The 12,392-nt window shown below is 40.8% G+C and carries 12 protein-coding genes; 1 reads left to right on the top strand and 11 read right to left on the bottom strand.

Annotated features, from left to right (window positions below):
• Nucleotides 1–37 precede the first annotated feature (37 nt).
• Entirely contained in the window at nt 38–2,242 is a 2,205-nt protein-coding gene (gene der / locus HXT25_RS06795; protein ID WP_009994715.1) for a bifunctional cytidylate kinase/GTPase Der, read from the bottom strand.
• Nucleotides 2,239–3,012: a pseudouridine synthase gene (locus HXT25_RS06800; protein WP_004113665.1), complete on the bottom strand. Its 774-nt coding sequence runs from the start codon at nt 3,010–3,012 to the stop codon at nt 2,239–2,241. The genes der and HXT25_RS06800 overlap by 4 nt, the downstream gene beginning before the upstream one ends.
• Before the next feature lie 199 nt (nt 3,013–3,211).
• Between HXT25_RS06800 and HXT25_RS06805 the strand changes: the two genes are divergently transcribed.
• A complete protein-coding gene (locus HXT25_RS06805; protein ID WP_013399605.1) occupies nt 3,212–4,198 on the top strand; it encodes an MIP/aquaporin family protein in 987 nt (328 codons plus the stop codon).
• A gap of 27 nt (nt 4,199–4,225) precedes the next feature.
• Here the strand turns inward: HXT25_RS06805 and HXT25_RS06810 are convergent, their stop codons facing one another.
• From HXT25_RS06810 to HXT25_RS06850, 9 genes are all read right to left on the bottom strand, one after another.
• Nucleotides 4,226–4,615, bottom strand: a complete 390-nt coding sequence (locus tag HXT25_RS06810; RefSeq protein ID WP_004113661.1) for a DUF3017 domain-containing protein — start codon at nt 4,613–4,615, stop codon at nt 4,226–4,228.
• 106 nt (nt 4,616–4,721) lie between these two features.
• The gene (gene purH, locus HXT25_RS06815) at nt 4,722–6,362 is read right to left on the bottom strand and encodes a bifunctional phosphoribosylaminoimidazolecarboxamide formyltransferase/IMP cyclohydrolase (protein WP_422118842.1); all 1,641 of its coding nucleotides are present in this window, start codon (nt 6,360–6,362) and stop codon (nt 4,722–4,724) included.
• Between the two features lie 73 nt (nt 6,363–6,435).
• On the bottom strand, nt 6,436–8,031 hold the full coding sequence (locus HXT25_RS06820; RefSeq protein WP_075038734.1) for a DUF6350 family protein: 1,596 nt from the start codon (nt 8,029–8,031) through the stop codon (nt 6,436–6,438).
• Between the two features lie 133 nt (nt 8,032–8,164).
• Nucleotides 8,165–8,746 (bottom strand): adenine phosphoribosyltransferase, encoded by a 582-nt coding sequence (locus HXT25_RS06825; protein ID WP_004113656.1) that lies wholly within the window; start codon nt 8,744–8,746, stop codon nt 8,165–8,167.
• A gap of 18 nt (nt 8,747–8,764) precedes the next feature.
• Nucleotides 8,765–9,181 (bottom strand): preprotein translocase subunit YajC, encoded by a 417-nt coding sequence (yajC, locus tag HXT25_RS06830; protein WP_004113655.1) that lies wholly within the window; start codon nt 9,179–9,181, stop codon nt 8,765–8,767.
• 68 nt (nt 9,182–9,249) lie between these two features.
• Nucleotides 9,250–10,311 carry a Holliday junction branch migration DNA helicase RuvB gene (gene ruvB / locus HXT25_RS06835; protein WP_004113654.1) on the bottom strand — a complete coding sequence of 354 codons (1,062 nt, stop codon included), beginning with the start codon at nt 10,309–10,311 and terminating at the stop codon, nt 9,250–9,252.
• A 6-nt stretch (nt 10,312–10,317) separates the two neighbouring features.
• On the bottom strand, nt 10,318–10,956 hold the full coding sequence (gene ruvA / locus HXT25_RS06840; protein ID WP_004115031.1) for a Holliday junction branch migration protein RuvA: 639 nt from the start codon (nt 10,954–10,956) through the stop codon (nt 10,318–10,320).
• 48 nt (nt 10,957–11,004) lie between these two features.
• The gene (ruvC, locus tag HXT25_RS06845; protein WP_004113652.1) at nt 11,005–11,586 is read right to left on the bottom strand and encodes a crossover junction endodeoxyribonuclease RuvC; all 582 of its coding nucleotides are present in this window, start codon (nt 11,584–11,586) and stop codon (nt 11,005–11,007) included.
• A 6-nt stretch (nt 11,587–11,592) separates the two neighbouring features.
• Entirely contained in the window at nt 11,593–12,351 is a 759-nt protein-coding gene (locus tag HXT25_RS06850) for a YebC/PmpR family DNA-binding transcriptional regulator (protein WP_004113651.1), read from the bottom strand.
• Nucleotides 12,352–12,392: the final 41 nt, after the last annotated feature.

A 12,392-nucleotide genomic window follows, 5' to 3' on the forward strand; every position in this document is an offset into this window, starting at 1 on the left:
CTCGTGACTTTAATCGCAAATTTATTTACTTGCGATTTTACTTGCGCTTCTTCTTATCTCGTACTTTTACAGAGATTTGAATAGGAGTTCCCTCAAATCCAAACTCTTCTCGAAGAGAACGCTCAATAAAGCGACGGTAACCGTGCTCTAAGAAGCCTGTTGCGAATATCACGAAACGCGGTGGGCGCGTAGAAGCCTGAGTAGCAAACAAGATTCTCGCTTGCTTTCCGCCTCGCAAAGGATGCGGATGAGCAGACTGAATACGACCTAAGAAAGCGTTGAGCTTGCCTGTAGGAATGCGCTTATCCCAGCTGTCTAAAGCTGTTCGCATAGCGCGCGCAAGACGATTCGTATGCCATCCTGTTTTTGCGGAGAGATTAACGCGCTCAGCCCAAGTTACGCGCTCAAACTCAGTTTTCCACAAGCGTTCCATGCGCTGTCTGGAAAATTCGTCCATCAAGTCCCACTTGTTAAACACAAGTACGATTGCTCGACCCGCGTCTACAGCCTGGCTCATAACTTTCAAATCCTGCTCTGCAATCGGCTGGGAAGAATCGAAAAGAATCAAAGCAAGTTCAGAACGCTCAATCGCAGCTTGCGTACGAAGTGAAGAATAGTATTCAGCACCAGTAAGCTTATGCTGCCTGCGCTTAATACCAGCAGTGTCAATAAACAGCCAGTCTTCTCCATCAACTCGCACAACCTCATCAACAGGATCTCGAGTAGTTCCAGCCAAATCGTTTACAACAGAACGTTCTTCATGAGCTAAATGGTTCAAAAGCGAAGACTTACCAACATTTGGACGCCCAACTAAAGCAACTCTGCGAAGTCCTTCTGGAGTCAAGAATCCTGAAGTTTTATTCGCTTTCTTCAAAGAGTTAAGAGCCGCGTCAAGCAAATCTCCAACGCCTCTGCCATGCATTGCAGAAATTCCGTAAGGCTCACCCATTCCGAGCTTCCAAAACTCTGCAGTTAAATACTCGCTTCTAGCGTCGTCAACCTTGTTAACTGCCAAAGTAATAGGCTTACCTGCAGCGCGAAGCATTGAAACAATACGCTCGTCTGTAGCAGTTAAACCAACTTGACCATCTACTAGGAAAATCACAGCATCGCTTAAACGCACTGCCACTTGCGCCTGTTGAGCAATAGAAGAATCAATGCCTTCAACATCTGCTTCCCAGCCGCCAGTGTCAACCAGCTTGAAGTTGGTTCCAGCCCACTCAGCGTCGTAACTTACGCGATCTCTAGTAACACCTGGAGTATCTTCTACAACAGCGACACGATGGCCCAAAATACGATTTACAAGCGTTGATTTTCCAACGTTTGGTCGACCTATAACGGCGATTACTCCAACAGCTTTTGTATCTTTCGATTCATCATCGCTTGCAAAATCACCGCTAAGAAGCGCACGATCTTCATCATCAAGATCGTAGCCTTCAAGATTTGCAGCATAACGGTCGTACTCATCTTGCTCAATTGCATCGTCAACAATCTCTACAAGCGCGTCAAGAGTCTGCTCAAAAGTTAAATCAGAATTATCTAGAGTTGTAACACCGTCTGCAGCTTTAAGAAAATTCGTAACTTTAGCATCTTTAGCGTCACGAGCGCGAATATCGTCTTCTTCAGATTCATTATTCTTAGATTCATTATTTTGCAAATTTTCTTGCTCAATATCCTGCTTATTTCTGCGAGCTTGACGCACTTCCTCACGAGCAGTAAGAAGCACTCGAACTTGAGCATTTGGAGCCACAACAGTAGTAATATCGCGGCCTTCTGCAACTATTCCCTCTCCGCCTGAGAAAGAATCTTCACTAGACTCTGAAGCAATATACGCGCGCTGAGCAGCAATAAGCATGCGTCGAACTGCAGGAATCGAAGAAACCGTAGACACGTGCGAAGAAACTTCGCTGGAACGCAATTCTTCGCTAATATCTTCACTATCAATTACGACTACAGGATTTTTTGGATCAACACTAAATTCAGCATGATCTTCCGTAAACAATGCTCCAACAGCTTCAACAATTTGATTCAAGCGTTTTGCATCTGCAGAATTCGTTGAATTTCCTTCTTCATCCAACTCAAGCTGCTTGCTTAAATCAATACCTTGCTTCAAGCACCACCAAGCAGCAGCTCGATACATTGCCCCCGTATCTAAATACGCAAAACCATAGTATTGCGCTAAAGCACGAGAAGTAGAAGATTTACCTACTCCTGCTGGTCCATCAATTGCTACGCAAATCACAGGCCAACCTCCTTAGAAAGCGAGCGCACTTCTGTTTGAGAAAGCACTCGATACGATCCAGCTTTTAAGTCCCCTAACTTAATAGGCCCAATTTGAGTACGCACAAGACGCTTTACAGGATATCCTACGGCTCCAAAAATCCTGCGCACAATGCGATTTTTGCCAGAGTGTAAAACAACTTTTACGATTGTTGCATCGTGATTTTGGTCGATTATTGCACAGCGATCGAGCTTAATCCAGCCGTCTTCCAGATTTACGCCTTGCGAAACTAGCCTGCGGCAAACCATTCCGTTGATCTTGCCTTCAACAGTTGCAATATACGTTTTCTCAACTTCATACTTTGGATGCATAACATGCTGGCTTAACTCACCATCGTTGGTCATTAAAATAAGACCTTCAGAATCGTAGTCCAAGCGTCCCATGTGGAAAATTCGCTCGTACTTATCTCCAACAATGTCTCTTAAAGTGAAGCGACCTTTTGGATCATCCATTGCGCTCAAAACTCTTTTAGGCTTATTAAGCGCGAGCGTTACAAGCTTGTGATTAAATTTCACTCTCGATCCGTCTACGCGTATTTTTTGTTTACTTGGATCTACTCGAGTTCCGAGTGTTGTTACAAGCTCATCATCTACTTCAACACGCCCATCTAAGATTATTTCTTCACACTTTCGGCGTGAACCAAATCCCGCTTCAGCAAGTAGCTTTTGCAGTCGAACAGCGTTTTTGGATTCTTGTTGCGCCTGATTGGCGCGGGAATATGCGTTTGGCATCGTTCTCCCAACGTGACCTTATTCGTATTCTTTTAATAAATTAGTAGCAAATTTTCATATTCTGCAATAAATACAGGAAATTACCACGTTTTTCTATGTTAGCGTATGGCATAGCCGTGATACTATAGCAAACGTTTGGTTGTGCTGTAAATAATAAAAACCAGCATAGCGGTGTACACAATTAACGTAAGGAATTGTTATGAACTACACTTCAAATGCAGATTGCTCTGTTTCTAAACAATCTTCTGCACTTAGAACTCCGCTCATTTTTAGAGTAGGAGCAGAATTCATTGCAAGCGCTTTTGCAATGTTCACTATCTACATGTTCTCATCTATTGTTACTGCAATGTATGGCGTAAATGTTCTTATGATTGCAGTAGGAACTGGCATTGCTTATGCTGCTGCTATTGGTATTGCATCTAAGTTTTCTGGCGGACATGTAAATCCTGCTATAACTATCGCATCTATGCTTACTGGCAGAACTCCTTATATTTCTGGAATTTTATACATTATTGCTCAGGTTCTTGGAGCTATCGCTGCAGCTGGAGTAACTGTTTTTGTTCTGCCACAAACAAAGATGGTTCCAGCTCACACTTGGTTTGCTCCTGTTGTTAATGGTTTTGAAAATGCTTCCATTTCTGCAAACCAACTTAAGAGTGTTAATGCATCTTTTGGCGTTATTACTGCTCTTGTTGTTGAAATTATTGCAGTTCTTGTTATTGTTGCAACAGCCATGACGTACATGAATGACAACGGCAGCACAAAATGCGGATACTCTACTCACATGGGCATTGCTTATGCCGCTGGAGCTTTCATTACTTATCAAATTACTGGAGCTGGTTTAAACCCTGCCCGTTCTACTGGCATTGCTATTCTTGCTCAATCGCAAAAGTTATCTGTCTCACCATTGAGTCAACTTTGGGTATTTTGGATTGCACCTGTTTTTGCCGCTGCGCTCGTAGGATTTGTCATGCTTATTTGCAAGCTTGCAACTTCTTCTTCAAATAATCAGAATCCTGTTGCTGCTGATTGCTCAAATCAAACTTCTCCTGTTCTACAGAATACTGTTCCTGTAGTTCCAGAACCTCCTGTTAACACAGAGTCTTCAGTAACCCCTTCTACGACTTTGGATTCTACTGGAAACGATAATGTTCCATTTAATCCTTTTAACAGAGATGATAAATAGAATTTCGTGAATTAAATCTATCGGATTCTACATTAAGAAAAAAATTGAAAAATACGTTATCAATAGTCCAATTCCTAGCGAAATGCTTATGAAAGAATCGAAGGCTACAGATCTAACCTTCCATGGACTTTTTTGAGTAAATATTAAGCGTATGATTCCAAGAACAATGGCTGTTGCGGCAATTATTACCGTGGCAGCCATTGTTTTACCCATAAACGCCAACACTGCGCTTACGCATACTATTGCTGCCACAATCCATTGCGCATACGGTTTTCCTTCTTTGACTTCCGAAACGTATATATGGTTTGATTTTTTTGCTAATTCAGATTCATTTACATTTAAAATGTTCTTTTGAATTTTTGATACATCGTCTTGTTTTTCATACCGATCATTAATTGTCATACTTGTATAATACATAAAAGACCTTAGAAAGTATACGAAAATACAATCCAAGGTCCTTTTTATAGAATACTTGTATTAATTAAAAAATTAATAAATATTTTATTATTCAGTTAAATACTATTTAGTGGAAGAAGTGCCTTGTACCAGTAGTGTACATTGTTACTCCAGCCGCACGCGCAGCTTCAAACACTTCCACATCTCTAATTGACCCTCCTGGCTGCACAATTGCTCGCACACCTGCGTCAATAAGGATTTGCGGACCATCAGCAAATGGGAAGAATGCATCCGAAGCCGCAACAGCTCCACGAGCACGCTCAACACCATCAGCAAGAGTATTAGCACGCTCAACAGCCAAGTGGCAAGAATCCACGCGATTAACCTGCCCCATGCCAATGCCAACAGTAGCATTATCGTGCGCAAGTAGAATTGCGTTAGACTTTACGCAACGAAGCGAGCGCCATGCAAACTCTAAGTCTTTCAAAGTATCAGTATCTGCAGCTTCTCCAGATACAAGAGTCCAATTTTGAGGATTATCGCCAAAATCATCAATCTTATCTGCGCTTTGTACCAATGCGCCACCATCAATAGGATGCACCTGCAAGCCCAAAACTGGAGGATTTGCAACCTTTAAGATTCGCAAATTCTTCTTCTTAGTGCGCAATAACTCCAAAGCCTCAGGCTCATAATCTGGAGCAACAATTACCTCTGTGAAAATTGGTCGAACACTTTCAGCCATTTCTAGTGTAACAGTTGAATTGCAAGCAATCACACCGCCGTAAGCACTTACAGGATCGCAAGCGTGAGCTTTCTTATGAGCAATAGCTGCAGTTGCACCTATTGCTAAGCCGCAAGGATTATTATGCTTGCATACTGCAACAGCGATTTGTGGGGCAAAATCCCATACTGCACGCCAAGCCGCATCCGCATCAACATAATTGTTGTAGCTCATCGGCTTTCCACCAAGAAGTTCAGCTTGAGCTAAACCTCCCTTATGCAATGGGTCAAGATAAAGCCCCGCCTGCTGATGTGGATTTTCACCATATCTAAGCTTGCGATTTAACTTCCACGTACGCGTATAATCAGTTGGAAGAATCAAATCCTCACTTGTTTTATCAACTGAATTTGCGTCTTCCTCAGACTTGGTCTTCATACTTTCTGGAATTGACCAAACTTCACTTGTCCACTGGCATATTGCAGCATCGTAAGAAGCCGTATGTTCAAATGCTTTATGCGCCAAGTATTCGCGTTCTTCTAGGCTAAAACCTTCTCCAGATAACACTCTTTGGGCAAGAATATTATAATCTGCAGGGTCTGTAATAACAACCACAGATTTATGATTTTTCGCGGCAGCGCGAACCATAGATGGTCCACCAATATCGATTTTCTCAATAATCTGAGCTTCGCTTCCACCGCTCATAACAGTGTTTACAAACGGATACAAATTCACTACAACAGCATCAAATGGCTCAATATTTAACTCTTTAAGCTGCTTTACATGATCAGGATTGCTCATATCTGCTAAAATCCCAGCGTGAATATGTGGATCGAGCGTCTTAACCCTACCATCTAAGCTTTCTGGGAAACCTGTTATATCAGATACTTCCGTAACCTTTACACCTAATTCTTGGAGTTTTGCAGCTGTTGAACCTGTTGAAACAACCTGAGTTCCGCACTTTTTAAAAGCGTCTGCCAGAGTTTCTAGCCCTTCTTTGCAAAATACTGATACAAGTACTCGCTTGATTGACCTTTTACCTGTGGTTATCAGCACATCTGCACTTGATTCTTGCGCGTGTATCTGTTGCACGGTGGTCTTCCTCCTTGATGTTGGACGAGGATTATTTTTTATTGACTTTCGAACTAACTGTTCTAGGTTTTCTAGTATCAGTTTTGTTCTCAAGCAAAGGTTGTTTTTTAGTGGATTTAACGCTTCGCGGCTGACTTATATTATCTGTTTCATTTTGACTAATTGAACAAGATGAACGCGTTTTTTCTTTTTTTGAAGACATATAATCAGCAGACTTTTCAGACATATTGTTTTCTTTAGGAGTTATTACTGACGTTTCACATGACTGTTCAACTGGTTTTGATTGCGATTTTATGTTCTGATTTTCTTTTGACTTTTCACTAATATTTTCAGATAACTTTTTGGAAAATATATTAAAATTCGACGGCTTAATGGAATCATATTTCTCAAAAATTTTAGAACTTAACGCACGAATAGAAATTATTATTGCGCACACAAATATAACGAGAATCCAGGCCAACCCAAAACCAAATACTGTTAAATGACCTAAAGCACGAACACTTCTACTTACATTTACACCAACATTGGATAAACGATATTTACCTAAATCACCGTTTGCGAACAAGAATAGTATACTCATAACGAGTATTACTAATATGCAAGTTGATACCAAAACTACAGCTGATTCCACAAAAGCAATAACGGTAGACTTCCAATCAAGTTTATCTTTATCGAAATGCAAACGAATATTACAAGACTTAGAATATAAGATCACAAATAACGCAAATACGCCACATAAGGCAAAAACAATACCATTGACAAGAAGCCTATAAAGTGAATCACCTATAGAGTCTGGGAATATGGCAAAGAATGGAACAGGAGGCAAAGACTTACGATTAACTGCATAAATTGTGAAATTAGCAACTGATCCTATAGCAAATCCTGAACCTGAAATCCATGATAATGCCCATAATGCAACGTTTGGAAGCCATACCAGACATGCAATTGTGGTTAAAATTCTTGAACCTAATTGCATTCCTAACTTTGAAAAAACTATCTCAACATTACTTGCTCCAACAATGGACCAAAAGATAATCGTTGATAATGCAATAATTGCATAAATTGACAACACGATTACGGTTGAATAAAGGCAAATTTTTATGCGTTTTAATATATGTTCAGGAACATTTTTTGTTATATTATTTTTGATTAATACAAACAATGAGCTGTATGGGAAAACAGCTATTAACTGTGCAAAAGCATATACACAAAAGCTTTTTAACAATATGACTGGTAACGAATCCAATAACTCAATATTAGTATTTTGAGATATAACTCCATTGATGAAAACCCAAACAAACAAACCAATACAATTTACTAGCAATCCACCTTTTAGTTTTCTCATCAGAATCGCAAGCATTGTAATTATAAGCGAAGTCAAACCAAGTGGAATAACTGTAAGAATAAAATCATCAAAGCCTAGACCAACTCCTTGCGCAAAAAGAAGAGCAGCCCATGTCATCGACATTGATGAATCGGAAAGATTACCAGTTCCTTCTTCTATAGAAATAACAAGAAGGGTTAGTGACATGAATAATCCAACAACTATTGCAAAAATCAAAGTCGCAATAGCGGGTATAGATATCCCCTTCAAAATGCTAATAAGAGAAGACTTCAGTTTTTTCATAACATCATCCTCCCTTATTAGCCGCTTGAAGTTAGATCTAAGTTGTTCGATTTTTTATGATTACACCTAAAAACAATATATGAATAAATGTAGATACCCAAGTACAACACAAGCTACTACTCATACACCACTTTTATGCAGGCATCGTCATTAAACTAGAGCATTTATAAGATTGCAACTCATTCATTCCGCTAATTCCTGTTAACTCCATTACAAAGCAGAATCCAGCAACAGTGCCCTGCGACCTTTCAACAAGTCGCGCAGCAGCTTTTGCAGTTCCTCCTGTAGCAATTAAATCGTCAACAATAAGAACACGCTGACCAGGCTTTATAAGATCTTTCTCAATCTCTATCTTAGCTTCCCCATATTCGAGAGAATATGACTCGCTTATGACTTCGGGAGGCAATTTACCTGCTTTTCTTACGGCAACAAAACCTTTATTGAGTCGAGCAGCCAAAGCTGGACCAAACAAAAATCCACGAGCCTCAAGTCCAGCAACTAAATCAAACGAATCTTGAGAAACTGGCAACGAATCTACTAATGAATCAATAAGAATTCGCATACCACGATTATCAGCAAAAACAGGAAGAAAATCGCGGAAAACAATCTTTGGATTTGGAAACCCTGGAATTGTTCTAATAAGAGATGCTAAATATTTAACATCCTCATCACTAACATTCTTCAAAGATTTTACTGTAATATCAGTTGTTGTCATAATCTTATTGTTCTTATCTCAGTTTTCTTTGACTTCACCAGTTTCGCTGGATTCTTGAATCTGCTCAGTTTCGCTCGATTCTTGAGATTCATCTTTATCAGATGCATCAACATCTTCCGAGTTATCAGCTTCATCGTCTTTGTCATAGCTGTTGAAATCTACACGAACATAAACTCTATTCACAGCTCTGAAAGACACTCGAAGTAAACTACCTTCTGAATCTAGAACAATCTCTTCGTGATCAGAATCAACTACGACGACCTTACCGATAATTCCACCAATTGTTATAACTTCAACGCCTGGTTTCAAAGAATCATGGAAGGACTTCAACTCATTTTGACGCTTTTTCATATTACGAGATTGGAACCACATGATACCAACCATGGCAATCACGAGTACAATAAGCATGCCATACTGGCTAACAAATTGGGGCACAATAAACTCCTTATGTATCCAACCCTGAGACGGACAAAACACCGCCCAAAACACTTATTTTATGTTATCTATCTGACATTATCAGGCGCTTTAAGACCTAAGTGTTGCCAAGCTTTTTCAGTGGCAACACGACCTTTAGGAGTCCTAATAAGAAACCCTTCACGCACTAAATACGGCTCACAAACGGTTTCTACAGTTTCTGCCTCTTCTCCAACCATTGCAGCCAAATTATTAAGCCCAACTGGACCACCATTAAATTGATTCACAATAGCTTTCAAAACCGCAATATCTAGACGGTCAAGACCTTGAGTATCAATCTGATACAACGATAAGGCTTCTATTACAGACTCGCGATTTACATCTTTAAGATTATGCACAACTGCCCAATCACGTACGCGTCTTAACAGTCGATTTGCGATTCTAGGAGTTCCTCTGGAACGAATAGCAAGTTCTTTAGCTGCTTGATCAACAAGATGAACACCAAGAAGAACAGATGAACGTTCAATCAGTTTTTCCAACTCATCGTGAGGATAAAAATCCAAGTGAGCCGTAAAACCAAAACGTGCTCTAAGCGGAGAAGGAAGCATACCTTCGCGCGTAGTAGCACCAACCACAGTAAAATGCGGCAATGTAAGAGGTATAGAAGACGCCCCTGGTCCTTTGCCAACCATAACATCAACTCGGAAATCTTCCATAGCTATATAAAGCAACTCTTCTGCAGCTCGAGGCAAACGATGAATCTCATCAATAAACAGTACTTCACCAGTATCAAGAGAACTCAAAATTGATGCTAAATCACCAGCATGTTGAATAGCAGGACCAGACGTAACTCTAATAGATACGCCTAACTCATTAGCAACAATCATTGCTAATGTTGTTTTTCCAAGCCCAGGAGGACCTGCAAGCAACATGTGATCTGGAGGAACATCACGCAATCTTGCAGCATCCAAAAAAAGTTGTAACTGCGCCTTTAAAAGAGGCTGTCCAATAAATCCATCTAGAGCATGAGGTCTTAATTCTTCATCGCTAATCTGTTCATTTCCTATAGGAGATGATGAAACAATTCTTAATGAATCTTCGGATACGCCAGTATTTAAAGCTTGTACGTCGATTCCTTCATCCAAACTCATGAATCATCACCTGCCTCTATCTAACGCTGCCAATGCCATACGCAAAACATTAGGCATATCTGAATCACTGATTGGCAGAGCAATTTTTTCACTATTACACACGTTTTCAACCGCTCTTTGAGCATCTGACTGCTTCCACCCTAAAGACATAAGTCCATCGACAACCTTGCTGATGCCAGATTCATCAAATTCCTTTTTATAAGATTTTGAATCTTTAGAAGTATCATCTTCATTTAATTGAGATACGTCAATAGAACCTTTAAGTTCAAGAACAATTTTTTGAGCACCCTTTTTACCTAATCCTGGAGCAGAAGACAATGCGGTGATATCGCCATCTGCAATAGCCTGCAATAAACGATTCACATTTAAAGTGGAAAGTAAAGAAAGAGCAACTTTAGGACCAACACCACTAACTTTCTGCTGAATTTGAAGAAAAATACGCTTGGCAGGCATACTTGTAAAACCATACAAAGTAACAGCATCTTGACTTACTTGTAAAGACGTATAAACCTTAACATCTTGACCTTCATGCAGCGCAGCCAAATCAGACGATGGCATATAAACTTCATAGCCAACACCACTAACACAGATAAGCGCACATCGAGAATCAACTGATTCAATAACGCCGCTAAGCATACCAATCATCAGCGCTCACCTTTCTAGATAAATAGAACATCTGTTCTATAAAACATACTACATGTCACGTCCGACAGAAGAATGTCTGCTAGCAGAACGCAAAGAAGCAGCCCACTTTCGTTGAGCCTCAGTTAAATGTTGCTCTCGCTCTCCTCCTTGCAAAGCCCCTGCTGGGCGAAGCGCGTGACAAATCGCTTGAGCCAAGGCATCAGCTGCATCTGCAGGAGTCGGTAAAACATTAAGATTTAAAAGACGCGCAACCATGCGCTCTACCTGAGTTTTATCCGCCTTTCCATTTCCAGCAACAGCGAGTTTAACCTCTGTAGGAGTATGCAAAGCTACAGGAATACCTCTCTGAGCAGCAGCCAACATTGCAACACCTGCAACTTGAGCAGTACCAAGAACAGTGTTTCGATTTTCTTGAGCAAAAACACGCTCAATCGAAATAGTATCTGGCGAAAACCTTTCGATTTTCTCCACCAGTCCATTGTAAATTTCGAGCAATCTTAAATCTTGAGAAGTCTTAGGATCACTTCTTAATACATCGACGTGAATAAAAGAAAGCCGACGAGAAACGCCGGCTTCAATCACGCCGACCCCACAGCGAGTAAGCCCGGGATCAACGCCCAAAATCATCATAGGAAACTATTCTGCTTCCTCAAGCTGAGCCATAACCTCATCTGAAGCAGTCCAGTTGCTGTAAATATTCTGAACATCGTCCAAATCGTCGAGATTGTCAATCAAACGAGACACTTTCTGAGCATCTTCAAAGCTCAATTCAACCTCATTGTTTGGATGCATAACGATTTCTGCGGAATCATAGTCGAAACCAGCATCTTGCAAAGCCTTACGAACAGTTACCAAATCGCTAGAATCAGTGTATACGGAATACACATCACCGTCGTCAGCAACATCTTCAGCGCCAGCTTCTGCAGCAATATCAAAAAGCTTGCTATAGTCAACGCCTTCGCTAGGAACCTCAATCAAGCCCTTACGCTCAAAGTTGAAGCTAACAGAACCGCTTGTAGCCAAAGAACCATTGCCCTTTGTAAGAGTGGAGCGAACGTCTGCTGCAGCGCGGTTGCGATTATCAGTAAGGCACTCAATAATCAATCCAACACCTGCTGGAGCATAGCCTTCGTAAACAATCTCTTCGTAGTTTGCGCCGCCTGCTTCTTCACCAGAACCACGCTTAACAGCGCGCTTAATATTATCTGCTGGCATAGAAGCTTTTTTAGCCTTAACGATTGCATCGTACAAAGTTGGGTTACCATCAGGGTCTCCACCACCAAGACGAGCAGCGATTTCAATATTCTTAATAAGCTTGGCGAAAAGCTTGCCGCGCTTAGCGTCAATAGCGGCTTTCTTATGCTTTGTGGTCGCCCACTTGGAATGACCTGACATGATACTCCTAAAAAGTGTACGGTTACGTAAACGTGATGATT

It is taken from the genome of Gardnerella sp. DNF00476, assembly GCF_049262735.1.
GTDB lineage: Bacteria > Actinomycetota > Actinomycetes > Actinomycetales > Bifidobacteriaceae > Bifidobacterium > Bifidobacterium vaginale.

Coding starts and splice junctions, on each gene's coding strand:
- HXT25_RS06800 (WP_004113665.1), bottom strand. CDS start 3,012: ATGCCAAACGCATATTCCCGCGCCAATCAGGCGCAACAAGAATCCAAA.
- HXT25_RS06805 (WP_013399605.1), top strand. CDS start 3,212: ATGAACTACACTTCAAATGCAGATTGCTCTGTTTCTAAACAATCTTCT.
- HXT25_RS06810 (WP_004113661.1), bottom strand. CDS start 4,615: ATGTATTATACAAGTATGACAATTAATGATCGGTATGAAAAACAAGAC.
- HXT25_RS06820 (WP_075038734.1), bottom strand. CDS start 8,031: ATGAAAAAACTGAAGTCTTCTCTTATTAGCATTTTGAAGGGGATATCT.
- HXT25_RS06825 (WP_004113656.1), bottom strand. CDS start 8,746: ATGACAACAACTGATATTACAGTAAAATCTTTGAAGAATGTTAGTGAT.
- ruvB (WP_004113654.1), bottom strand. CDS start 10,311: ATGAGTTTGGATGAAGGAATCGACGTACAAGCTTTAAATACTGGCGTA.
- ruvA (WP_004115031.1), bottom strand. CDS start 10,956: ATGATTGGTATGCTTAGCGGCGTTATTGAATCAGTTGATTCTCGATGT.
- ruvC (WP_004113652.1), bottom strand. CDS start 11,586: ATGATGATTTTGGGCGTTGATCCCGGGCTTACTCGCTGTGGGGTCGGC.
- HXT25_RS06850 (WP_004113651.1), bottom strand. CDS start 12,351: ATGTCAGGTCATTCCAAGTGGGCGACCACAAAGCATAAGAAAGCCGCT.